This window comes from Amycolatopsis sp. WAC 01375 (genome assembly GCF_003947325.1).
Lineage (GTDB): Bacteria > Actinomycetota > Actinomycetes > Mycobacteriales > Pseudonocardiaceae > Amycolatopsis.
Genome location: NZ_QHHW01000044.1, coordinates 142,811 through 164,228, shown reverse-complemented (window position 1 = coordinate 164,228; position 21,418 = coordinate 142,811). Strand labels below are relative to the sequence as shown.

The 21,418-nt window shown below is 69.5% G+C and carries 22 protein-coding genes; 9 read left to right on the top strand and 13 right to left on the bottom strand.

Annotated elements, in window-relative coordinates:
* Positions 1 to 117: 117 nt before the first annotated feature.
* Positions 118 to 549, top strand: a complete 432-nt coding sequence (locus DL991_RS30750) for a hypothetical protein (RefSeq protein ID WP_125787857.1) — start codon at positions 118 to 120, stop codon at positions 547 to 549.
* On the opposite strand, the gene DL991_RS30745 is transcribed toward DL991_RS30750, so the two are convergent.
* Positions 536 to 1,285, bottom strand: a complete 750-nt coding sequence (locus DL991_RS30745) for a nucleotidyltransferase domain-containing protein (protein ID WP_125787856.1) — start codon at positions 1,283 to 1,285, stop codon at positions 536 to 538. The genes DL991_RS30750 and DL991_RS30745 overlap by 14 nt on opposite strands.
* A gap of 31 nt (positions 1,286 to 1,316) precedes the next feature.
* Here DL991_RS30745 and DL991_RS30740 point away from each other — a divergent pair, with 31 nt between their 5' ends.
* On the top strand, positions 1,317 to 1,964 hold the full coding sequence (locus DL991_RS30740; protein WP_125787855.1) for a DUF4865 family protein: 648 nt from the start codon (positions 1,317 to 1,319) through the stop codon (positions 1,962 to 1,964).
* Here DL991_RS30740 and DL991_RS30735 read toward each other — a convergent pair.
* Both DL991_RS30735 and DL991_RS30730 read right to left on the bottom strand, forming a co-directional pair.
* Positions 1,901 to 3,061, bottom strand: a complete 1,161-nt coding sequence (locus DL991_RS30735) for an SWIM zinc finger family protein (RefSeq protein ID WP_125787854.1) — start codon at positions 3,059 to 3,061, stop codon at positions 1,901 to 1,903. The genes DL991_RS30740 and DL991_RS30735 overlap by 64 nt on opposite strands.
* Positions 3,058 to 5,775 (bottom strand): DEAD/DEAH box helicase, encoded by a 2,718-nt coding sequence (locus tag DL991_RS30730; protein ID WP_125787853.1) that lies wholly within the window; start codon positions 5,773 to 5,775, stop codon positions 3,058 to 3,060. The genes DL991_RS30735 and DL991_RS30730 overlap by 4 nt, the downstream gene beginning before the upstream one ends.
* Before the next feature lie 68 nt (positions 5,776 to 5,843).
* On the opposite strand from DL991_RS30730, the gene DL991_RS30725 reads away from it, so the two are divergent.
* Positions 5,844 to 6,638 carry a TetR/AcrR family transcriptional regulator gene (locus tag DL991_RS30725; protein ID WP_125787852.1) on the top strand — a complete coding sequence of 265 codons (795 nt, stop codon included), beginning with the start codon at positions 5,844 to 5,846 and terminating at the stop codon, positions 6,636 to 6,638.
* A gap of 495 nt (positions 6,639 to 7,133) precedes the next feature.
* On the opposite strand, the gene DL991_RS30720 is transcribed toward DL991_RS30725, so the two are convergent.
* Genes DL991_RS30720 through DL991_RS30700 form a run of 5 tightly spaced genes read right to left on the bottom strand, consistent with a single transcriptional unit; the run spans position 7,134 to position 10,713 of the window.
* Complete coding sequence (locus DL991_RS30720) at positions 7,134 to 7,388, bottom strand: hypothetical protein (protein ID WP_125787851.1); 255 nt, start codon at positions 7,386 to 7,388, stop codon at positions 7,134 to 7,136.
* A 23-nt stretch (positions 7,389 to 7,411) separates the two neighbouring features.
* Positions 7,412 to 7,969, bottom strand: a complete 558-nt coding sequence (locus tag DL991_RS30715; protein ID WP_125787850.1) for a hypothetical protein — start codon at positions 7,967 to 7,969, stop codon at positions 7,412 to 7,414.
* Positions 7,953 to 9,353, bottom strand: coding sequence for a WXG100 family type VII secretion target (locus DL991_RS30710; protein WP_125787849.1), 1,401 nt, complete (start codon positions 9,351 to 9,353; stop codon positions 7,953 to 7,955). The genes DL991_RS30715 and DL991_RS30710 overlap by 17 nt, the downstream gene beginning before the upstream one ends.
* Positions 9,350 to 9,637 carry a hypothetical protein gene (locus DL991_RS30705; RefSeq protein WP_125787848.1) on the bottom strand — a complete coding sequence of 96 codons (288 nt, stop codon included), beginning with the start codon at positions 9,635 to 9,637 and terminating at the stop codon, positions 9,350 to 9,352. Before DL991_RS30705 ends, DL991_RS30710 begins: the two co-directional genes overlap by 4 nt.
* A 38-nt stretch (positions 9,638 to 9,675) precedes the next feature.
* A complete protein-coding gene (locus tag DL991_RS30700; protein ID WP_125787847.1) occupies positions 9,676 to 10,713 on the bottom strand; it encodes a hypothetical protein in 1,038 nt (345 codons plus the stop codon).
* An 84-nt stretch (positions 10,714 to 10,797) separates the two neighbouring features.
* On the opposite strand from DL991_RS30700, the gene DL991_RS30695 reads away from it, so the two are divergent.
* The 3 genes from DL991_RS30695 to DL991_RS30685 all read left to right on the top strand — a co-directional run bounded on the left by DL991_RS30695 (position 10,798) and on the right by DL991_RS30685 (position 14,002).
* Entirely contained in the window at positions 10,798 to 11,931 is a 1,134-nt protein-coding gene (locus DL991_RS30695; RefSeq protein ID WP_125787846.1) for a glycosyltransferase, read from the top strand.
* Entirely contained in the window at positions 11,928 to 13,154 is a 1,227-nt protein-coding gene (locus DL991_RS30690) for an RNA polymerase sigma factor (RefSeq protein WP_125787845.1), read from the top strand. The genes DL991_RS30695 and DL991_RS30690 overlap by 4 nt, the downstream gene beginning before the upstream one ends.
* Before the next feature lie 74 nt (positions 13,155 to 13,228).
* Complete coding sequence (locus tag DL991_RS30685) at positions 13,229 to 14,002, top strand: alpha/beta fold hydrolase (RefSeq protein ID WP_125787844.1); 774 nt, start codon at positions 13,229 to 13,231, stop codon at positions 14,000 to 14,002.
* A gap of 85 nt (positions 14,003 to 14,087) precedes the next feature.
* Here DL991_RS30685 and DL991_RS30680 read toward each other — a convergent pair whose 3' ends face one another.
* On the bottom strand, positions 14,088 to 14,579 hold the full coding sequence (locus tag DL991_RS30680) for a DUF1772 domain-containing protein (RefSeq protein WP_125787843.1): 492 nt from the start codon (positions 14,577 to 14,579) through the stop codon (positions 14,088 to 14,090).
* A 32-nt stretch (positions 14,580 to 14,611) separates the two neighbouring features.
* Positions 14,612 to 15,439, bottom strand: a complete 828-nt coding sequence (locus DL991_RS30675; RefSeq protein ID WP_125787842.1) for an NmrA family transcriptional regulator — start codon at positions 15,437 to 15,439, stop codon at positions 14,612 to 14,614.
* Positions 15,440 to 15,520: 81 nt separating this feature from the next.
* Here DL991_RS30675 and DL991_RS30670 point away from each other — a divergent pair, with 81 nt between their 5' ends.
* Entirely contained in the window at positions 15,521 to 16,459 is a 939-nt protein-coding gene (locus DL991_RS30670) for an AraC family transcriptional regulator (RefSeq protein ID WP_125787841.1), read from the top strand.
* Here DL991_RS30670 and DL991_RS30665 read toward each other — a convergent pair.
* Positions 16,438 to 17,391: a YafY family protein gene (locus tag DL991_RS30665; RefSeq protein ID WP_125787840.1), complete on the bottom strand. Its 954-nt coding sequence runs from the start codon at positions 17,389 to 17,391 to the stop codon at positions 16,438 to 16,440. The two genes, DL991_RS30670 and DL991_RS30665, sit on opposite strands and share 22 nt — an antisense overlap.
* Before the next feature lie 118 nt (positions 17,392 to 17,509).
* On the opposite strand from DL991_RS30665, the gene DL991_RS30660 reads away from it, so the two are divergent.
* The gene (locus DL991_RS30660) at positions 17,510 to 18,148 is read left to right on the top strand and encodes an SDR family NAD(P)-dependent oxidoreductase (RefSeq protein WP_125787839.1); all 639 of its coding nucleotides are present in this window, start codon (positions 17,510 to 17,512) and stop codon (positions 18,146 to 18,148) included.
* Between the two features lie 5 nt (positions 18,149 to 18,153).
* Here DL991_RS30660 and DL991_RS30655 read toward each other — a convergent pair whose 3' ends face one another.
* Entirely contained in the window at positions 18,154 to 18,957 is an 804-nt protein-coding gene (locus DL991_RS30655; RefSeq protein WP_125787838.1) for a pentapeptide repeat-containing protein, read from the bottom strand.
* Between the two features lie 268 nt (positions 18,958 to 19,225).
* On the opposite strand from DL991_RS30655, the gene DL991_RS30650 reads away from it, so the two are divergent.
* Entirely contained in the window at positions 19,226 to 20,407 is a 1,182-nt protein-coding gene (locus DL991_RS30650; protein WP_370308240.1) for a S8 family peptidase, read from the top strand.
* An 81-nt stretch (positions 20,408 to 20,488) separates the two neighbouring features.
* Here the strand turns inward: DL991_RS30650 and DL991_RS30645 are convergent, their stop codons facing one another.
* The gene (locus DL991_RS30645) at positions 20,489 to 21,361 is read right to left on the bottom strand and encodes an SGNH/GDSL hydrolase family protein (RefSeq protein ID WP_233599071.1); all 873 of its coding nucleotides are present in this window, start codon (positions 21,359 to 21,361) and stop codon (positions 20,489 to 20,491) included.
* Positions 21,362 to 21,418: the final 57 nt, after the last annotated feature.

Sequence of the window (21,418 nt, the reverse complement as noted above, 5' to 3'; positions counted from 1 at the left end):
GCTGCGCCGGTCCGGTGGGTTCCCCCGGTCGGACCGGCGCCGAGCACTGCGAACAGCCGCAGGATTGCGGAATTCGGGTGCATCCAGACGCTCGCCCGTCGGCTACGTTCGTCGGTCATGGTCGATCGCCGAAGATGCCTGTTCCTGGTCCCCGTGGTGCTGCTCGCCTCCGGTTGCGCGACGGCCGAGCCGACGCCGATCTTCGCCGCGGCGAGTTCGGATCCTTCCGCCGGGAGCGGGCCGATGATGGAGGCGGCGGCCCCGTCCGGCACACCGTTCGTCGCGGCGGACGGACGGGATCTGAAGGCCTGCTCCGACGGGGAGTGCGAGGTCCTGGTGCGGACCGGTGACCAGATCCCCAACGACGGCGGCGCCGGTCCGCTTTCGGTCGCGGTCCAGGCCGGGAAGGTGGGTCTCGCCCCCGCGTCCGGCGGGATGGGCGGAGCGGTGTCCGGGCCCGCGGGGATGGTCCATCAGATCAACCGGCAGGTGATCGCCGTCGTCGCTGTGCAGGGCGGCGAGGGGATCATCCGGCTCAGCAAGAGGTGACAGGCTCTTCGAGCGCGCGACGAAGGGCGGCCGCACGCTCGGCATCGTGATGTTCGACGACGGTCAGGTAATGCCGAACCAGGACCTGCCGAGACCGTTCGAGTTCCGTCGAGCCGACCGACGTCGCCCGGCCGGCACTCAACGCCTCCAGCGCGTGGGCCGGCAAACGGTCGACCTCGCGGCCATGCCAGGGATTCAAGCCGTACCGCAGGCACAGCAAGGTGATGATCTGGTCGCGAAGCTCGTCGAGCATCATGACGGCTTGCCACGATCGCCCGCGGGCGATCGCCGAGCGGGCGTGGATCGCATAGAGCCAGGCCATTCCGATCGCCTGCGCACTGCTGGGACCTGACGAGCTCGTCGGCTCGTTGGCTTGGCCGAAGACGAGCCGGAAGCCGTCTTCGGTGGCGCGGAACTGATCGCGGGGCCAGAACGACAGGTCCACCTGGAGCGACGAGTCGAGCAGGAACACCCGATAGCGCACGCCCTCGCGCGAGATCACGTCGAGAGTGTCGGCGACCCCGAACCTGTCGTCGAGCGATCGAGTCCACCGCGCGACCACCGCGGGTTCGTCCACGTCGTCGGTGAGCTGGAGGACGAGATCGAGGTCCGACCAGCGATCCTCGGTGCCGCGAGCAGTCGACCCGACAAGAGCGGCGCCGACGATGTCCACGTCACGGCGGGCCGCGGCGATCAGTTCGTCACGCACTCGGGTGCGTTCCTCGATGTCGAACATCAATACTCCTGTACCTACTAGTATGTACGCCATGCATGCGATGCAGTACGAAATCACCCTCCCAGGCGACTACGACATGGGCATCATCCGCGAGCGCGTCGCCACTCGCGGGCATCTGCTGGACGACTTCGGCGGCCTCGGGCTGAAGGTCTACGGGATCCGTGAACGCGGCGTCGACGGCTCGACGCTGAACCAGTACTCGCCGTTCTACCTGTGGCACGACGAGGCCGGGATGAACGCGTTCCTGTTCGGCGGCCCGTTCAGCGGCATCGTCGAATCGTTCGGGCGTCCCGCCGTGCAGCACTGGACCGTGCTCGGTTTCGAGGAGGGGCCCGCGTTCGGTGCTTCTCCGGTCGCGGCGGGGAAGCATGTCGTGACGATCCCGGCGGAGACCGACCCGGTCGTGTTCCTCGGCGAGGCTCTCGACGGGCTGCGCGAGCATCTACGCCAGGACGGCGCGCATTCGGGCGCGCTGGCCGTCGATCCGCGGACCTGGCAGGTGGTCCGCTACAGCCTGTGGGCCGGCGAGGCTCCAGAGTCGGACGAGGTCCGGTACCGGATCCTCCACCTGTCCTCGCCGCAGCTGGCCGAGCTGCGGCGAGGACGGCAGTGGGATCAGCCGAGCAGTGCGGCGAACAGCGCGCCTGGGCCGGCTTCGGGCGGGCCGGCGGGCCACTGATCCCGGTACGGATACCAGAGCCCGTCCTTGCCCAACCGCACCTGCACCCCGGTTCCGTGGACGGTGCAGTGGTTGCGCTCGACGTCCAGGCCATCGCCGGGATCGTCCACCACCTCGGTGAACGCGGCCCGCGCGCGGCCCATCGCCTGCGACGGCGGTGTCCACACGGTCTCCAGCACCTCGAGACCGGCTCGGCCACCGTGCCGCCAGGCGAGCACCGCGCGGTCGAAGTCCTCACCGTTCTCGGCCGGGCGCAGCCTGTCGGCGACCTCCGGGCGAGTGGCGGCGAGGCGGACGGCGTCCTGTTTGCGGGTGAGCTTCGGCTGTGACGTCAGCAGCGCACCGGCCGCCTGTCCCGCGTTGGCGACCAGCAGGGCGAAGGTCTCCGACGGGATATCGGGCGCGCCGGGCACGGTCGGGCCACCGGCGGGAACGAACGCGGCAAGGTCCGGCAAGGGGCCCGGCTCGTCGGCGTAGGCCCGCTCTGCCGGGACGCCGTCGTCCCCCGTGCGCACGAACCGGGGCGCGTTGCGCCGCTGGAGCTCGTCGAGCAGCTCCCGCTCCCCCTTGCCCCGCATCAGCAGCAGCACGAAGGGATCCGCGTCGAGCAGCCACGATGCCTGGAACGACAGCGCCGCGGCATGGCGGCACGGCAGCTCCCAGCCGGGGCAGTCGCAGTCCGGGTCCAGGTCGCCGATGCCGGGCAGGAGATGCACCCCGGCGTCGTCGGCGGCCTCGACGAGGTCGTGCGGCATGTCCCGGTCCAGCAGCGCGGCGAGATGCCCGGCCCGGGAGGCGACCCGGTCGAGGAACCGGTCCCATTCGTCCTCGGTCAGTTCCGCGAGACGGACCTCGGTGCGGTACTGGCCTTCCTGGTCGTCGACCACGGCGGCGATCCGGCCAGGACTGACCGTGATCGGGCCGACCCGGCCCCCCGCGGCGTACTTGCGGCCCTGTTTGAGCTGCCGCAGGTCCAGCGCGGTGTCCTCCATCGCGTTGATCCACGCGCGGCCCCACCACGAGCGGGCGAACTGACCGTGGCCGCCCTGTCGCCCGAAGGAGGGGAAGCCGCGGACGCGATCGTCGGGCGTACTCATCGGCGACTCCTCAGCTCGACCAGATCGGCCAGTTCCGCGTCGGTCAGTTCGGTCAGGGCGGCCTCGCCGCCGGCGAGCACAGCGTCGGCGAGCGCGCGTTTCTCCCGCAGCATCGCCGCGATCCGGTCCTCGACCGTGCCCTCGGCGATGAGCCGGTGCACCTGCACCGGCCTGGTCTGCCCGATCCGGTACGCGCGGTCGGTCGCCTGATCCTCCACCGCGGGGTTCCACCAGCGGTCGTAGTGCACGACGTGATCGGCGCGGGTGAGGTTGAGCCCGGTCCCCGCAGCCTTGAGCGACAGCAGGAACACCGGCACCTCACCGGCCTGGAACCGGCGCACGAGGTCCTCGCGTTTGGGCACCGGCGTGCCGCCGTGCAGCAGCTGCGTGCCGATCCCGCGCTGCGCGAGATGACGTTCCAGCAGCCGCGCCATGGCCACGTACTGCGTGAACACCAGCACCGCGCCGTCCTCGGCGAGGATCGTGCCCAGCAGTTCGTCGAGCAGTTCGAGTTTGCCCGACCGGCCGTCCAGCACCGCGTCCGACGGTTCCTTGAGGTACTGCGCGGGGTGGTTGCAGATCTGCTTGAGCCCGGTGAGCAGCTTGACGATCCGGCCGCGGCGCGCGATGCCCTCGCTGCCGGCGATGTCGGCCATCAGTTCGCGCACCGTCGCCTCGTACAGGGCCGCCTGCTCGGCCGTGAGCGTCACCGGCCGGTCGGTCTCGGTCTTGGCCGGCAGTTCCGGCGCGATCCCCGGATCGGATTTGCGGCGTCGCAACAGGAACGGGCGGACCAGCCGGGACAGCCGTTCCGCCGCCTCGGGGTCCTTTCCGGACTCGACCGGTTTCGCCCACACACGGCGGAAGTCGGCCATGGTGCCGAGCAGTCCTGGCGTCGTCCAGTCCAGGATCGCCCACAGTTCGGAGAGGTTGTTCTCCACCGGCGTGCCCGTCAGCGCCACCCGCGCCGACGACGTCAGCGTCCGCAACGCCTTCGCTGTGCCGGAGCGGTGATTCTTGACGTGCTGGGCCTCGTCGGCGACCAGCAATCCCCACTGGACACCGCCAAGGGGTTCCGGGTCGACGCGCAGGGTGCCGTAGGTCGTGAGCACGAAGCCGTTCCCGAGTTCTTCGAGCGAGCGTTCGGTGCCGTGGAACCTGCGCACCGGGACGCCGGGAGCGAAGCGGGTGATCTCGCGTTCCCAGTTCCCCAGCAGCGAGGCCGGGCACACGACCAGGGTCGGGCCGTCCGCGCGATGCAGGTGGAGCGAGATCAGCGTGATCGTCTTGCCGAGACCCATGTCGTCGGCGAGACAGCCGCCGAGCCCGATCGACGTCATGGCGGTGAGCCACTGCAGGCCGCGCCTCTGGTAGTCGCGCAGGGTCGCGGCCAGACCTCGCGGCGGTGCCTGCGGTTCGGGCGGCGCGAGTAGCCGCTCCCGCAACGCGGCGAGCCAGCCGTCGGTGAGGACGTCCACACGTTCACCGTCGACCTCGGCCGTCCCGCTCAAAGCGGCGCCGAGCGCGTCGATCGGTGTCAGCGGTTTCAGGGCACGGTCCCGTGCCTTCGCCGCCAGCGCCGGATCGACCAGCACCCACTGATCACGTAGCCGCACCACGGGACGGTGCGCCTCGGCCAGCGCGTCCATCTCGGCCGCGGTGAGCGGCGCGCCACCGAGCGCGAGCTGCCAGTCGAACTGCAGCAGCGTGCCACCGGCGAAGAAGGACGGGAGGTCGTCCGGCGGCGCGGCACCGCCGCCGACGACGGCCTTCGCGCTCAGGTCGCGGACGAGACCGGCGGGCCAGTGCACGTCGATACCCGCCGTGGCCAGCAGGGGCGCGGCGGTGGTGAGCAGCTCCGTGATGTCGGTGTCGCCGAGCACGACCTCATCGGGCACCGCTGCGCCGAGCAGGGGTGCCAGCGGTGGCCACAGTTGAGCGGCGCGGCGCAGGGCCAGCATGACGTCGATCCGCGCTCGCGGGCCGAACCGGTCGTCACCCGACCACAGCGCGGCGGCGTCGATCAGGACGCCGGGGTCGGCGAGACTGTGCACCTGGACGACCCCGCTGAAGCGGCCGGTCGTGAAGTCGTCGCCCGGCGCCTCGATCCGCACCGATACCCGGACCCCGGAGTCCAGCCCTGCCGCGACCTCGGCCGCCCAGTCCCGCAGCTGCGGGAGACGGTGCGAGGGTGCGGCGGCGAACGCCTTGACGCCCGCGGCCTGCGCGGCCGCGGGCGTGCGGGGAAGGGTGTCGGCCACGGCATCGAGAAACGCGCGCAGCAACGGATACCGCGCGGGGAGCAGGTTGCCCTCACCCGGGATCGCTCGTGCCCGAGCCGGCATCGCTTCGGACAGCTCGCGCAGCCAAGCGGCGTCGGTAGGTTCCAGCGGGCCCGCGCGCCAGGCGTCCACATCGGACTCCGTGAGCCCGGGAAGCAGCCTGCCCGCCTCGGCGAGCTTCAACGCCGCCGTGGCCGCTGTGCTCCAAAAGCGCGCGGAGGGATCGTCGCTCTCACGAAGCCGCAGCAGCGCGGGTAGCGCCTCGGCCATCGGGAGCCGGACGCACGGCACCGTGACGATCTCGGGGAGGGCGACTGTCACCTCCCCGGCCCCAGGCGTGTCCCCGTCGGCGTTCCAGAAGACGAATCCGCTGGTCCGAGGGGGATTCTTCGGTTCGAAAACGACACTGCCGAAACCGTCGTGAGACGCCACTCAACCCCAATCTCTGTACGGTGTACAGTTCAGGATAACACAACTCTGTACACCGTAGAGAGAACGTGATGACAGACGCGGACCACACCGGCACGAGCGATCCACGGCGGACCATCGAACTGCTCTGGGACGTGCGCGAGAAACCCCGTCGCGGCCCCAAACCGAAGCTCACCGTCGCAGAGATCGTCACCGCCGCGCTCGAACTGGCCGACACCGAGGGCATCACCGCGCTGTCGGTGCGCCGGGGCGCGGAGAGGCTCGGCGTCTCCCCCATGACGATCTACACCTACATCCCCGGCCGCGCCGAACTGCTCGACCTGATGATCGACCGGGTCCACGGCGAACTGACCGATCCACCGGAGAGCCACGACTGGCGGGTCACGATGACGATCCTCGCCGAAGACGCCTGGGAGCTGTACCACCGGCATCCATGGATGCTCCAGCTCACCACCGGCCGTCTCCCCCTCGGCCCGCACACCTTCGCCAAACACGAACGCGAACTCAAGGCCGTCGACGCGATCGGGCTCACCGACCTGGAGATGGACGCCGTCGTGGCGATGGTCAACGGATTCGTCCAGGGCATCGCGCGCGGTTCGGTCGAATCGGCGAGTCTCGTGCAGCGATCCGGGCTGACCGACATGGAGTGGTGGACGGCCAGCGCGCCCGTACTGGCGGAGATCCCCGAAGCCGACGCCGGATTGTTCCCGCTCGCGGCGCGGATCGGGCAGGCGGCCGGGGAGACGCACGGTGCGGCGAGCGCGCCGCTGCACACCTTCCGGTTCGGACTGGCGCGGATCCTGGACGGGGTCGAGCAGCTGGTGAACGGCGGCTCCGGTACCTCGGGGGCCGAACTGCCGTCCTGAGCGTGTGAAGGCGCTTTCCTGGCCCTGAATGCCCACAAAGGACCCTATCCGGCAGCTGAGTGCCTCTTTGATGCTTGTACATCCGACTTTTGACAGGGGTCGCGAGTGATTAGGAGGGTTATTGAGGGGTAAGGCGAAGCTGCCAGGTTGCGAAAGCCACTTTGGCAACCTTCAAGGTTGCGAAAGTGGCTTTCGCAACGTCGGGGGCAGGGGGTGCGGTAGCGAAGAAGGGGGCCTTCGCTACGCCGGTGCCTTCGCGGAACCCATGGTCGAGATGCGTCGCGAAGGCCACTTTCGCGACACCTGAGTGCCCCACGGCCGCGAGCGAAACCCCGCGACCCGACACCTTTGCCTTACCCCTCAGCGGTTATGCGACTTTGCCCGGACCCTGACGCCTTAGGTGCAGGAAGGGGGCCTTCATGTACTTCAAACCTGGCATCACGCAAGAAGCGCCGCAGGTCCTTGGCTGGCGACCCCGCACTCAGCGCGTGAAGGTCACTTGCCGCGTCGTCGCAGCGAGCGGTACAGCAGCCACAGCCCCAGCGCGACCGGGGTCAAGACCGCTGTGAACAGGATTCCCGCGAACATCCCGTAGCCGTGCGGATCGGAGGACAAACCGGTCGCGCTGAGCACCACACGGCCGACGAGCAGCACGATCACCGCGGCGACGCAGGCGAACGCGCCGAGCACCAAGCGCCGGAGCACCAAGCGCCGGAGCACCGTCCGCGATGTACTTTCCTGCGTGCCCATCTTCGGCTCCGTTGGTCGCGACGTCACTTCGGGTCCGGGGTGCAGACGGTCAGGAACGACTTTCCGTTCTCGCGTTGGACGTCCGACGCGTCCATCCAGCCGCTCCGGCCGAACAGGAAGCTCCCGGACGGATGCTGGGCCGACTCGCGCAGCACCTGGGCGATGTCGGCCTTGGCGCCGTTCGCTTTCGGGCCGTCGACAGCGACGCTGACCGAGCCCGCCTTGGTCCAGTCGTACCCCGCGGGCAGCGGCGTCCGCACCTGGAGCGGGCCACCGGTGTCCTGGGGGGATTCCCCGCCGGTTTTCAGCAGGTCCAGGTGCTCGACCCGTACTCCCGGCCGCGGCGCGGCCCACACCTGTTCCGTGCTCGCCTGGGTGCCGGAGTCGAACGTCAGCCTCAGGCCGGTGACACCCTCGCACGGCGTGCCAGTCCACAGTTTCAGGACGCCGCTCTCCACGCGGAACCCGGCCTCCGGCGGCAGCGACGGCGCGAACTGTGCCTTGGTGTCGCACGCCGCGGTCACCGCCAGCACGAGCAGGGCGGCGCAGGCGACGCGCGAACCCTTAGTGATATCCGCCATCGGAGAGTCCCGCGTCTTCCTCGGTTTCGTTGCCGCCGGTGACCTGCTCCCAGGCGTAGGAGGCGAGGAAGCCGGCATAGCCTTCGCGCGCCCATTGCTGGGAGTGGCGCTCCTCGTGGTGCAGCAATCGGTCCAAGTCGAGCGAACCCTGGGACGCGCCGTTGTCGCCCTCGTACCAGGCGTGGCCCGACTTCGCGACCTCTCGGAGTTGCTGTGCCGGATCCTTCGGGTCGTCGATGTTCAGCATGAACGTGTCGCCCCAGGCGGTTCCGCCTTGCTGACTGAACTGGTCCTGGATGAGGTTCCCGCCGAGGCCCATCATCATGCCGTTCGGGGTGGTCGCCAGCCGTCCGCCGTTGCCGTGCACGAAGCCCACGTCGTCGTCGTAGCTCCAGGAGTTCTCCCGTTGCCGGTCGGTGATCCGCCGCAGTTCCTCGGATCCGTACGGGGTCGGCGCGAAGTCGGTCTTCTCGCCTTCGGTGCCGTAGTCGGTGCCCGCGTTCATGATGTAGGTCATCCGCACCGCCTTGGCGGCGTCGTCCCCGGAGATGTCGGTCGGCATCAGGAAGTACGACTTGAAGGTCCCGTCGCCGTCCTCGTCCTCGCGGATCTCTTCCATGCCGTCGAGGACCTGGAAATCCTCGGGCGTGATGTCGTGTTCGTCGGCGATCTTCTTGATGGTGTCGATCGAGACACCCCGGCGTACGGCGTTCTCGAGCCACTGCCGGTAGTGGCCGGACGCGGGCGGCCCGCTCAGCAGACCTGCTTCGCGCAGGGACTGCTCCATCTCGACCACTTTGGCGTCGATCTCCCCGCCCTTTTTGGCCCCGGCCAGGGTGGTCGCTCCGTGATCGCTGATCTCGCCGTCCTGCGCGAGTCGCATCACTCTGGCGAGGGCTGCGTCGATGTTGTTCGCCGCCGTGAGGATCGCCTTGGTTTCCTGCTCCAGCTGCTTCCTGATGGTCTCGCGGTGCCGTCGGGCCTCGGCGTACTCTTCGGCCTCGAACCGGGACTTCGGCGGCGGGTCGGCGGGCTTGTCGTCCACGATCGCGCCGTCGGCGGCGATGCGGAACTGGTAGGTGCCGGCGAGGGAGTCGTTGTTTGCGACCCTGGTCTTGAGCGCGGACACCTCGTCCGACGCGTTCTGCAGGGCATTTTCGACGGCGGACAGTCCCGCGATCAGGATCTCGGCCTTGTTCCGCGTATCGCCCAGCGAACCGCGTGCGCGCTCGCCGGCGGGGCCGTGCCAATCGGGCAGTTTCCTGGCGTCGTCGAGTTCGTCCTGCAGCCCGATGAGTTTGTCCCGCCGCCCACTCAGGTTGGTGGCTGTCGCCTCGAGCGCATCTGCGTCCCATTTGCGGACGTCGTCGTAGCCGACCGTCATCTCCCGAAAGCCTCCTCCGCCGACTTCTCGTTCTCGGAGTACGTGTTCGCGGCCGTCGTGATCGATTCGCTCCAGCGGTCGATCTCGCCGGCCCATCCCTTCGCGCGCTCGGTGAACGTCGACGCCAGCGTTGGCGCGTTCTTCGCGGCCTCGCCACCTGGCAATGCCGTCGCGATCGCGTCCAGGCCGCTGCCCGGTTCCACGGCCCTGGCCTGGTCCGCGGCGGATCCCGCCGCCTTGGCCGCAGTCCGCAGCTGACCGATCTCGACCTCGTATCCGCTCACAGCCCGTGGCCCCCAACCCTGGATAGGTCAGCGGGACTCTACTTGAGCTCGGACGCCTCCACAGGCGATTCGAGTGAAGGGGTGGCCGCTTCTTCGACGACCGGTGGCCGGGCGAGTTCGGCCAGCTGACGGACGACGTCGTCGTATCGCGTCTGATCCGCGGCGGCACGGGCCTGTGCGCGATCGAGTTCCTCGGCGAGGGCCGTCGCCCGGGCTTCGGCGAGGCTGCGGGTCGTGTGTTCCTGGGCGAGCTCGGCGCGGGTGCGGTCCAGATCTCCACGCAGAGCGGCGGATTCCTCGCGTGCGGCGGCACAGTCCTTTTCGGACACCGTTGCCCTGGCCTTCGCCTCGTCGAGCCGGTCCAGCAAGGATTCGAGTTCGGCCACCGCCCGCGCCAGCGCCGTGTCCCGCTCGCCGAGCTCGGCTGTCAGCCGGGTTTTCTCCGCCCGGACGGCCGCGAAGTCCTCGCGCAGCGTCCGGAGATCGGAGACCAGCGCGTCGCGGGCGCGTTCGGCCGCCACGGTCGCGGCTTCCGCGGCGCCCCGGGCGCGTTCGTGAGCGGCGACCTCGGTCCATGAACGCTGGCGGGTATCCTCCGCGTCCTTCATGGCCTGTTCGGCGGCGCGTTCCGCTTTGGCCTTGGCCATCTTGTCGTCCCGGGACGCGGCCAGCGCGGTCGCGCGCGCCGTGTCGGCCTTCGCCGCCGTCTGCTGCGCGTCTTCGGCCTCGCGGCGGGCCGTGGCCGCGTCGGTTTCGGCTTCGGTGACCCGCCCCAGGGCCGCCTCGGCGGCGTTGTCGAACCGCGAGCGCATCGCGTCCAGCAGTTCCACGAGTGACGCCGCGGCAGGGGTGAACTCGTCGGCGATCCGGCGGACCTCGAGCAGCGGGTCGGCCACGCTCGCCACCGCGGCCGCCCGCCGGGCGCGCGACGCGGCGTCGGCGTGCGTCTTACTGCAGTAGGCGGAGGGCCTGCCACCCTTGCGTTTCCCTTCGGCGTCCACCGCGGGCGGGGGCAGAGGGTTCTCGCAGCCTTCCAGCGCGCACAGCCGGACCTCGTCGGCGTCCGTATCGATCACCGCAGCAGGGTAGCGCTGCCCCGCCGGGCGGGAAGCGAGGCAACGCCGGGAAAACAGTTGATCCCGCCGATTAGGGTCGACCGCATGCGTGCCCTGTTCACCTTCGTCGGCGGCAACGGCCACTTCCGGCCGCTCCTGCCGATCGCCCGCGCGCTCGCCGACGCGGGCCACACGATCGCGTTCACCGGCGAGCCTTTGATGGTCCCGATCGTCGAGGCGGCCGGTTTCACCGCGTTCCCGTCGGGCCCGAACTTCGGCAGCGACGGCTCCCGCCGCCCGTTGCTCCCCGTCGACAGGGACCGTGAGGACGCCGACCTGCGCGACGGTTTCGTCCGCCGCGCCGCACCCCTTCGGGCCGCCGACGTCCTGACGCTCTGCGCGGACTGGGCACCGGATCTGCTCGTCTGCGACGAAGCCGATCACGGTGCGATGATCGCCGCCGAGAAGCTCGGTCTCCCCCACGCGACCGTCCTGGTCATGGCGGCGGGCGCCCTCATCCGCCCCGACCTTGTCGACGACGCGCTCAACGAGGTCCGGGCCGCCCACGGGCTTTCCCCGCAGCGGAACCTCGAAATGGCCTACCGCCATCTCGTGCTCTCGCCGGTCCCCGCGAGTTTCCGCGATCCCCGGTTCCCGCTCCCACCGACCGCACAGCCCTTCCACAGTCCCGTTCCCGGTCGTGGTCCGGCGCCGGACTGGCACGTCGAGGGCCGCCCGGCGCTCTACTTCACCCTCGGCACGATCTTCAACACCGAATCCGGCGACCTGTTCGCCCGGGCGCTGGCCGGGCTGCGGGAGGTCGAGGCGACGTGTGTGGTGACCGTCGGGAACCTCATCGATCCCGCCGAATTCGGCCGCCAGCCGGAGCACATCCATCTCGCGAAGTACCTGCCGCAGGACGACATCCTCCCGTACTGCGACGCGGCGCTCACCCACGGCGGCTCGGGCAGCCTGCTGGGCGCGATCGCCCACGGGCTCCCGATGGTGGTGCTGCCGATGGGCGCCGACCAGCCCCACAACGCCGACCGTGTCACCGAACTCGGGCTCGGCACGGTCCTCGACGTCATCGCCGCGACGCCGGAGGACATCCGCGACGCCGTGACCACGGTGCTGAGGGAACCGTCCTATCGGGTCACGGCCACGCGGTTGCGGGACGAGGTCACCGCGTACCCGCCGCCGGAGAAGGCCGTTCCGCTGTTGGAAGGGCTGCTCCGGTGACCACCGACCTCGACGCCGCGATCACCCGGGCGTTCCGTGAAGAGTCGGGGCAGGTGATCGCCACCCTGATCCGGGTCACCGGCGACTGGGATCTGGCCGAGGAATGTGCCCAGGAGGCGTTCGCGCTCGCGTTGCGCACCTGGCCCCGCGACGGTGTCCCGGCGAAACCCGGCGCCTGGCTGACCACGGCGGCACGTCACCGGGCCACCGACCGGATCCGGCGAGAGGCGGTCGGCGCGGAGAAACTGCGGGAAGCCGCCGAACTGAACGCGTCTTCGGAGCTGGAACGGGACGAGAGCGGTGTCCACGACGACAGGCTCCGGCTGATCTTCACCTGCTGCCACCCCGCGTTGCCGATGGAGGGCCAGGTCGCGCTCGCGTTGCGGACCCTGGCCGGGCTCACCACCGCCGAGATCGCCCGCGCCTTCCTGGTCTCCGAGGCGACGATGTCGCAGCGCCTGGTCCGGGTGAAACGGAAGATCCGCACCGCGGGCATCCCGTACCGGGTCCCGCCCGCGGAGCTGCTGCCCGAACGCACGGCCGCGGTGCTGGGGATGCTGTACCTGCTGTTCAACGAGGGCTACTCGGCCAGCGCCGGCACCGATCTGCTGCGGCCCGACCTGTCCGCGGAGGCGATCCGGCTCGCTCGGCTCCTCGCCGGTCTGATGCCCGACGAGCCGGAGGTCCTCGGCCTGGTGGCCTTGCTGCTCCTGCACGATGCCCGCCGGGCCACGCGGGTCGACGATGACGGCACCCTCGTCTCGCTCGAAGACCAGGACCGCGGCCGCTGGAACTCCACCGAGATCGCCGAGGGCACCGAACTGCTGGAAACCGCGCTCCGCCGCGGCGTCCCGGGGCAATATCAGATCCAGGCCGCCATCGCCGCCTGTCACGCGACGGCGGCCCGCGCCTCCGACACCGACTGGGCGCAGATCGCGGGCCTCTACCGGGAACTGGCGCGTTTCGTGCCCTCGCCGGTCGTCGAGCTGAACCGGGCGGTGGCCGTCGCGATGGCCGAAGGGCCGGAGGCCGGACTCGAACTGGTCGAGAAGCTCACCGGCAGTCTCCCTGGCTACCACCTGCTTCCCGCGACCCGCGCGGATCTGCTCCGGCGTCTGGACCGGTTCGGGGAAGCCGCCGTCGCCTACCGCGAGGCACTCGCGCTCGCCGTCACCGACGCCGAGCGCGCCTATCTCTCGGGAAAACTCGCCGAAATCTCCTGACTCCGGGGTGTCTGTCCCCGGCGACGCCGTTCGTCGGTGGAGCGACAAGTCCCGAAAGAGGAAGGGGCCACCTCATGGCCGTTCTCGACGTCCCCGGCGCCCGGCTCCATCACACAGTCACCGGCAGCGGCCCCACGCTGCTGTGCATTCCGGGTGGCGCAGCGGATTCCGCCATGTTCACGCCGATCGCCGGCCTGCTCGCGGAGCACTACACGGTGATCACCTACGACCCGCGGGGGATCTCCCACAGCACCCTCGACGATCCCGACGAGCAGCAACGCATCGAGGTCCACGCCGACGACGTGCTGCGCCTGCTCGACAGCGTGAGCGAGGAACCCGCGATGATCTTCGCGTCCAGCGGCGGTTGCATGCAGGCGTTCGAGCTCGTCACCCACCATCCCGGGCGGGTGCGGACGCTCGTGGCGCACGAACCACCGCTGACGAGCCTGCTGGCCGAGCAGCCCGACATCGATCCCGACGAGCTGCTGCACATCCACCGCGAGCACGGCATCGAAGCGGCGATGGGGAAGTTCATGGCCGATGCCGGTTTCGAGGCGGGCGGGGAGGCCCTCCCGCCGGAGATGCGGAAGAACATGGAGTTCTTCGTCGTGCACCTGATGAAGATGATCGGGGACTTCACCCCGGACTACGCGGCGCTGAAGGCGTCGGGGACCCGGATCGTCGTCGGTGTCGGCAAGGAATCGGCCGGGCAGCCCGCGCACGAGGCCGCGGTGCTCGCCGCCGGCCGTCTCGGGGTGGAACCGGCCTACTTCCCCGGTGACCATGGTGGTTTCGCCGCCGAGGCCGCCGCGTTCGCTCCGCTGCTTCGGGAGATCCTCGGCGTCTGAGCGCCGGTCCCAAGTGCTATGAAAGGTCCTTTCCTGGCAAAATTTGCCAGGAAAGGACCTTTCATAGCGCGTGTGTGGCAGCGGATCAGGCGCGGACGTGCACGATAAGCCCGCCGACCAGAGCACCGAAGCCACCGATCGCGGCCAAGGTCCGGACCAGGTTCCATCGTTCCCAGACGCCCTCGAACTTGGCCCGCAACGCCTCGAAGTCGGTGTTGTCGCCGTCGTAACCGGCTTCGAGCGCGTTGTTCAGCGGCACGTTGAGCGCCATGGTCACGATCAGCATCACCAGCAGCAGGACGAATCCCGCGATGATCCATGGCAGCGCGGACCGCAGTTCCGACCGGAAGTGCAGCGCCGCCGCCACCGCGGCGAGCAGTGGCGCACCGCCGAAACTCAGCGCGAACCAGCCGTTGAGGATCGCGACGTTGATCTCCCGCATCCCGGTCACGTACGTCCGGGCGTCGGCCCGCGCGAGCCCCGGCATGACCGAGCACGTGTAGGCGTAGAACAAGCCCGCGATCAACCCCGCCGTGATGACGGCCGCGATCAGGACGATCTCGCTCAGCGTCGCCATTCCTGTCGCCTCCCTTCCGATTCCCGCTCTTCTCATCGATTCCAGATCCCGGTGGCCGCGGCTTTCGCGGCGTAGTCGGAGAAGTCCCTCGCGGGCCTGCCCAGCACCTTCTCGACATCGCCGGTGAGTGACTCGTTGCGGCCGTCGAGGACTCGGGTGAACAGGTCGGTCAGGCCTTCGATCTCCTCCCCCGGCACGCCCTGCTCGGCCGCTCCCGCGGCGAACTCCGCGGCGGAAACCGGAATGTACTGGACGTCTCGCCCCGAAGCCTTGCCGATTTCCGCCGCCGCGTCCGCGAAACCCAGCAACCGGGGCCCCGTCAGCTCGTACACCTGGCCGCCGTGTCCGTCGGTGGTCAGCGCCGCCACGACGACGTCGACGATGTCCTCGACGTCGATGAACGGTTCGGTCACCTGCCCCGCGGGGAGCACGATCTCGCCGGCGAGCACCGGTTCCAGCAGGAAGTGCTCGCTGAAGTTCTGCGCGAACCAGCTGGACCGCACGACCGTCCACTCGGCACCGGAGTCCCGCACACCCTGTTCGCTGACCACGGCTTCCTCTTCGCCGCGGCCGGACAGCAGGACCAGCCGCCGGACGCCGTGATCCACCGCCAGCTTCGAGAAGTCGCGGATCGCCTCGGCGGCACCGGGGAAGGCGAGGTCGGGGTAGTAGGTGAGGTAGGCCGCGCCGATTCCGGTGACCGCGGCGGTCCAGGTCGATCGGTCGTCCCAGTCGAAGGTCGGCCGCGAGGCCTTCCGGACCTCGATCCCCTGCTCGGTCAGCCGCTGCGCCACGCGGCTCCCGGTCTTGCCGGTAGCGCCGAGGACCAGGACCGTCTCGTTGTTCTTCGTCTCTGTCATGCACTTAGTCAAGCGGCTCAAGATGAGACGGAACATAGTTCAGAGGCTCTGTTCCATGTTTTATCGTCTACACTTCTCGGCATGGATCCCCTCGCTGGTCTACTCGACGGACCCCGTGCCCGCGGCGCTTTCCTGCTGAAGTCCGTCATGACCCCGCCGTGGTCGCTGCGCGTCGAGGACGAGGCACCGCTGACGGTGATGGCGCAGGTTCGCGGCGACTCCTGGGTCGTTCCCGATCACGGCGAAGCCGTCCGCCTCGGCACCGGCGACATCGCCATCGCCCGCGGTCCGGACCCGTATCTCGTCGCGGACGACCCGGCAACGCCGCCACAGGCGATGATCCTGCCGGGACAGGAATGCCTGGCCCCGGACGGACAGCACCTGACCGAGCTGTCCGATCTCGGCGTCCGCACCTGGGGCAGCGATCCGGACGGTCCTGTCGTGCTGCTCACCGGCACCTATCCACTGGAAGGCGAGATCAGCAAACGGCTCCTCAACGCGCTGCCGTCCTTGCTGGTCGTGCGGGACGAGGAATGGGAGAACCCGCTCGTGCCGCTGCTCGCCGGGGAGATCGTCAAGGACACGCCCGGTCAGGAAGCCGTCCTGGACCGGGTGCTCGATCTACTCCTGGTCGCCGCGCTGCGGACCTGGTTCGACCGGCCCGGCGCCGCTGCGCCCGCCTGGTATCGCGCGCACAGCGACCCCGTCGTCGGGCGTGCGCTGAAACTGCTGCAGCACAAGCCTTCCGAACCGTGGACCGTGGCGAGTCTCGCCGCCGACACCGGAGTTTCCCGGGCCGCGTTCGCCCGCCGGTTCACCGCCGCCGTGGGCGAACCGCCGATGACCTACCTCGCGAGCTGGCGGATCGCGCTCGCCGCGGACCTCCTGCGCCAGCACCCCGACGTCACGATCGGCGCGGTCGCCCGGCAGGTCGGCTACGGCAGTTCGTTCGCGCTCAGCACCGCGTTCAAACGCGAACACGGGGTCAGCCCGCAGGGTTACCGCACCGGGGCCGCGTAGCGCTCGACCAGTTCCGCGCCGATCCGCGCGAGTTCCTCCTGGACCGACGGCGGTCCCAGTACCTCGATCATCGAGCCCCAGCCCGCGAGCTGCTGGGCGATCATCCACGCCACCGGCGCCGACACCGTCACCCGCACGCGCCCGTCGTCGAGCGTCTCCTCGACGTGTGCCTGCCGTCCGAAGTGGTCCTGGAGGATCGGCAGATGCCGCTCGGCGATGAGCACGGTCGCGTCCAGTCCCGAACGCCGTTGCTCGACCCGGTCGACGATCTGCTCCCATGCCCGGGAAAGCTCGAAGTCGTCCGGACGCCCGGCGGGCAGGTCGCTGACCTCGGCGTCGGACATGCGGTCGACGCGAAAGGTGCGCTGGCCCTTGTCGGTACCCGCGATGAGGTACCAGATGTCGTCCTTGTCCACGAGCCCCCACGGATCGACGACCCGCTCGACCGGATCCGCGCCCTTTTTCGCGTAGCCGAACCGGACTTTGCGACGCCGGACGATCCCGGCCTGCAGCAGGGTGAGCAGTTCGGGTCGTTCCTTCTCGCGCTCGCCCCACCGGGACGGGTCGATGACGACGGCGTCCGCGGCGGCCTGCGCGTCGGCGCGGAACGTGTCGGGCAAGGCCCGGACCAGCTTCCGCAGCGCGGATTTGACCTCGGGCGAGATCGACGCGGCCGGACCAGCGAGCAGGAACAACGCCTGCGCCTCCGACGCGGACAGTCCACTGAGGTCGGTCCGCGCGCCGCCGATCAGCGACCAGCCACCGCCCCGGCCGGGTTGCGGATACACCGGCACGCCGGCCGCGGACAGCGCTTCGAGGTCACGCCGGGCGGTGGCGACCGAGATTTCGAGTTCGGCCGCCAGTTCGGAAGCCGTGACGCGGCCGCGGGCCTGCATCAGCAGGAGGGTGGCCACCAGGCGATCGGCACGCATGGGCTCAGTCTCGCAGGCAAACCGCTCACCTCGTGAACACTTTCGGCGCACCGCGGCTTGACCCTCACATCGATGTGAGGCCTTACGGTCGCCGCACCCGACTCAGAAGGAGAAGCACATGGCAGGCGCAGTCGTCGTCGGCGCGGGACCGGGCATCGGCCGCTCGGTCGCCCTCCGGTTCGCCAAGGAAGGGTTGCCGATCGCTCTGATCGCCCGCAGCGCGGCGACACTCGACCCCTTGGCCACCGAGATCGGGACCGCTCTGGCCCTCACCGCCGACGTCACCGACGCGAAGTCCCTCAAAACCGTCCTCGACACCGCCGCACGCGAGCACGGCGAGCCTGACGTCGTGGTCTACAACGCGGCGATCATCCAGGCCGACGCCCCCGGAGAGCTTTCCGTCGAACGGCATCTCGCGGCGTGGTCGGTCAACGTCGTCGGAGCGATCACCACCGCGACCCATGTCGCGCCGGGGATGGCCGAGCGTGGTTCGGGCACGATCATCCTGACCGGCGGGATGCCCGAAGCCGTGCCCGCGTACACGAGCCTCTCGCTCGGGAAAGCGGGCGTGAGAGCGTTGGTTTCCCTGCTGGACACGGAATTCGGTCCTTCGGGAGTGCACGTCGCCACGGTGACCGTCGCCGGACCCGTCGCGAAAGGGACCCCGTTCGACCCCGACGACATCGCCGAGCACTACTGGCGGTTGCACACCCAGCCACGAGACGCCTGGCAACAAGAAGTCGTCCACAAAGGATAGAAGGACTACCAGTGCGTGGGGTGGGAGAGAGACGCCGGCAGCTTCGTCGTCGCGTCGCCCTTCGCCGCGTCCAGCTGCGACTGGATGAGGAAGAGGGTGTCGCGCAGATCGGCGCCGCGGATGTCGGCGTCGCGAAGGTCCGCCCCGGTGACGTCGGCCTGCCGGAGATCGGCTCCCCGCAGGTCCGCACCGATCAGGTACGCCCCGCGCAGCAGCGCGCCACGCAGGTTCGCGCCCTTGAGCTTCGCACCGATGAGATCGGCACCGCGCCGGTCCTTCTTCTTGCCCGGCACCTCGGCACGGGCCAGTTCGCTCGCGCGCACCAACAGTCCGTTCACCCCGCCCCTATGCGTCTGGACGTCCAGCGTCCGCAGCACCCCAGGCGTCTCCAGCGTCATCCGCTCCGTCCGGTCGATCATCTCGGCCAGGTCGTCACGGATCGGCGCGGACGTCGGCAGTGAAGCCGCCTCGGTGAGGTAGTAGAGCAGTTCCTGCAGATCCCGCACGACCGGGAAGACCGCGAACATCTTCCTCGCCGTCTTCGGCGCTTTTCGCCAGTCCTCGCCATCGAAGGTGACCTGGGAGACCTTCTGGCCCGCGCCGAAGCAGTCGTAGACCGTGCAGCCGGTGAAGCCCTTATCGCGGAGCTTGTCGTGGATGCCGCACCGGGAATCCTCGCGCAGGTTCGGGCACGCCTGTCCCGCCGGTTTGGTGATCGCGAAGTCGGCCGACGCCGCGAAGGCCGGGACGACACAGCACAGGCCGAAGCAGTTCTCGCAGTCGGCTCGCAGGCTGGAAAGGGCTGGCACGGTGGTTCGGGCTCCAGATGCTCGGCAGGGTGTTCCGTCCCAGGGTACGGAGGGGCCGAGACGCACTTTCCGTGCAGGGCACCCGCCGCCAATGGCCGCCAGACGAAGGTGGGGTGCTGCCCCGTTCAGTCGATATCGGGCAGGTCGAACGCTCAATAACCTCGATCTTCGTGGGCTTCGGCAGGTGCCGTCCCATGCGGTCGAGTTGGACCGTTTCCGCCGCTGTGGTCTTGACCGGCCGGTCCCCTGCGAACGACAGGACGAACACATGCGAGAGACGAGACAAGCCCGTTGGCTGTCCCGTGCCGGAATGGCGAGCGCTGTCGCAGTGGCGATCAGCGTGACCGCCGCGCCCGCGCAAGCCGCCGAAGGACAGATCCTCGCCGCCGGATCCGCCGAAGCGATCCCGAACAGCTACATCGTCACCCTCAAGGACACCGGCGTCGTGGGCGCACTGGCGAACCGCTTCGGCGCGAAGGTGGAGCAGGTCTACAGCAGCTCGCTCAACGGTTTCTCGGCGACGCTGTCGGAACGGCAGGCCAAGCGGCTCGCCGCCGACCCCTCGGTGGCGTCCGTCGAGCAGAACCAGGTCGTCCGCGCGGACGCGACCCAGACCAACCCGCCGTCCTGGGGCCTCGACCGCGTCGACCAGCGCAACCTCCCGCTCGACAAGAAATACAGCTACACCAGCACCGGCGCGGGGGTGAACGTCTACGTCCTCGACACCGGCGTGCGGATCAGCCACCAGACCTTCGGCGGCCGCGCCCGCAACGGGTACGACTTCGTCGACAACGACACCGTCGCGCAGGACGGCAACGGTCACGGCACCCACGTCGCCGGCACCATCGCCGGTTCGCAGTACGGCATCGCCAAGGCCGCCACGGTCTACGGCGTCCGCGTGCTCAACAACTCCGGCAGCGGCACCACCGCCGGCGTCATCGCGGGCATCGACTGGGTCACCAAGAACCACGTCAAACCGGCCGCGGCCAACATGAGCCTCGGTGGCGGCGCCTCCACCACCCTCGACGACGCCGTCCGCCGGTCGATCGCCGCGGGCGTCACCTACGGCGTTGCCGCCGGGAATTCCAACTCGGACGCCTCGGGCTTCTCCCCCGCCCGCGTGACCCAGGCGATCACCGTCGGCTCGGCCACCAACACCGACGCGCGCGCCAACTCCTCCAACTACGGCAGCCTGGTGGACATCTTCGCGCCGGGTACCGGAATCACGTCGTCGTGGCACACCAGCGACACCGCGACCAACACGATCAGCGGCACTTCGATGGCGACTCCGCACGTGGTCGGCGTCGCGGCCCGCTTCCTGCAGAACAACAAGACCGCCACCCCCGCGCAGGTGGCGACCGCGCTGATCAACGCGGCGACTCCCGGCAAGGTGACCAATCCGGGCTCCGGTTCCGCGAACCGGCTCCTGTACTGGGCGCCGACCGCCTGATCACCCTCCCCGCGCGTGCCAGGAAAGGACCGTTCCTTGCAAAATTTGCAAGGAACGGTCCTTTCCTAGCGTCGTCGGCGGCTACAGCACCTTGCGGATGCTGGGCACCACAGCCGCGAGTCCGGCGGCGTTCGGGTGCAGCGGGGCGAAGCTGTTGTTCACCACCGAAGGGATGAGCCCTTCGATCCATTTGACGCCGATCGGCCGGCACGCGTCGTGACCGATGCTCGGCGTCCGGATGTCGACGTATTTCGCGCCGTGCGCGGCGGACTGCTCGGCCATCCGCGCGTTGAGCCGGTCGATGTTGGCCTGGATGTAATCGGCGTCCTGCGGCAGGACCGGGACCAGCGGCCAGCAGCCGCCGGATTTGATCCCGGTCGGGTAGCCGACCATGACGATCTCGGCCCGCGGCGCGCGCTGGCGGATCTGTTCGATGACCGTTCCGTAGGTCGCGGCGAAGGCGTCGATCTTGGTCGCGTACTTGTCCACCCCGCCCGTGGTGTTGGCGGCCTTGCACGAGGCGCCCACGGGAAGCAGGTTCACACACGACGTCGCGAGCCCGACCAGCCCGATGTCGTTGCCGCCGATCCCGACGGTCACCAGGGTCGTGTCGGCCGAGAGCGCGTCGTACTGCGGCGGGTTGGTGCCGGAGATGATGCCCTTCTGCGGGTTGGTGAAATGGGACGTGGTCGCGGCGCCGCAGGTGACGTCACGGAGTTCGTCGACATCGATCTGCTTCGCCAACAGACCGGCGTAGTTGATCGCGGATCGGGCGCAGGTGAGCAGATCGGACTGCGGCAGGACCACGGAGCCCGCCGAGAACGAGTCGCCCATCGCGACGTACACCTGGCGTTCCGCCGCGGCGAGTGCCGGTGTCCCGATTCCGACGAGGGTCAGTGCGGTGCCCGCCACCGCGGCGATCCGGGCGAGTCTTCCCCAGCGCGTACGTGTCACTGCCGCCTCCTGCATGCGTCGTCGAATGCTGCGGGTCAGCGTCCGCTGAACAGGGGA

What these genes read in the sequence shown, in the direction of transcription:
- DL991_RS30750 (WP_125787857.1), top strand. Translation starts at nt 118, where the DNA reads ATGGTCGATCGCCGAAGATGCCTGTTCCTGGTCCCCGTGGTGCTGCTC.
- DL991_RS30745 (WP_125787856.1), bottom strand. Translation starts at nt 1,285, where the DNA reads ATGTTCGACATCGAGGAACGCACCCGAGTGCGTGACGAACTGATCGCC.
- DL991_RS30740 (WP_125787855.1), top strand. Translation starts at nt 1,317, where the DNA reads ATGCATGCGATGCAGTACGAAATCACCCTCCCAGGCGACTACGACATG.
- DL991_RS30735 (WP_125787854.1), bottom strand. Translation starts at nt 3,061, where the DNA reads ATGAGTACGCCCGACGATCGCGTCCGCGGCTTCCCCTCCTTCGGGCGA.
- DL991_RS30725 (WP_125787852.1), top strand. Translation starts at nt 5,844, where the DNA reads ATGACAGACGCGGACCACACCGGCACGAGCGATCCACGGCGGACCATC.
- DL991_RS30720 (WP_125787851.1), bottom strand. Translation starts at nt 7,388, where the DNA reads ATGGGCACGCAGGAAAGTACATCGCGGACGGTGCTCCGGCGCTTGGTG.
- DL991_RS30715 (WP_125787850.1), bottom strand. Translation starts at nt 7,969, where the DNA reads ATGGCGGATATCACTAAGGGTTCGCGCGTCGCCTGCGCCGCCCTGCTC.
- DL991_RS30710 (WP_125787849.1), bottom strand. Translation starts at nt 9,353, where the DNA reads ATGACGGTCGGCTACGACGACGTCCGCAAATGGGACGCAGATGCGCTC.
- DL991_RS30695 (WP_125787846.1), top strand. Translation starts at nt 10,798, where the DNA reads ATGCGTGCCCTGTTCACCTTCGTCGGCGGCAACGGCCACTTCCGGCCG.
- DL991_RS30685 (WP_125787844.1), top strand. Translation starts at nt 13,229, where the DNA reads ATGGCCGTTCTCGACGTCCCCGGCGCCCGGCTCCATCACACAGTCACC.
- DL991_RS30680 (WP_125787843.1), bottom strand. Translation starts at nt 14,579, where the DNA reads ATGGCGACGCTGAGCGAGATCGTCCTGATCGCGGCCGTCATCACGGCG.
- DL991_RS30675 (WP_125787842.1), bottom strand. Translation starts at nt 15,439, where the DNA reads ATGACAGAGACGAAGAACAACGAGACGGTCCTGGTCCTCGGCGCTACC.
- DL991_RS30670 (WP_125787841.1), top strand. Translation starts at nt 15,521, where the DNA reads ATGGATCCCCTCGCTGGTCTACTCGACGGACCCCGTGCCCGCGGCGCT.
- DL991_RS30665 (WP_125787840.1), bottom strand. Translation starts at nt 17,391, where the DNA reads ATGCGTGCCGATCGCCTGGTGGCCACCCTCCTGCTGATGCAGGCCCGC.
- DL991_RS30660 (WP_125787839.1), top strand. Translation starts at nt 17,510, where the DNA reads ATGGCAGGCGCAGTCGTCGTCGGCGCGGGACCGGGCATCGGCCGCTCG.
- DL991_RS30650 (WP_370308240.1), top strand. Translation starts at nt 19,226, where the DNA reads ATGCGAGAGACGAGACAAGCCCGTTGGCTGTCCCGTGCCGGAATGGCG.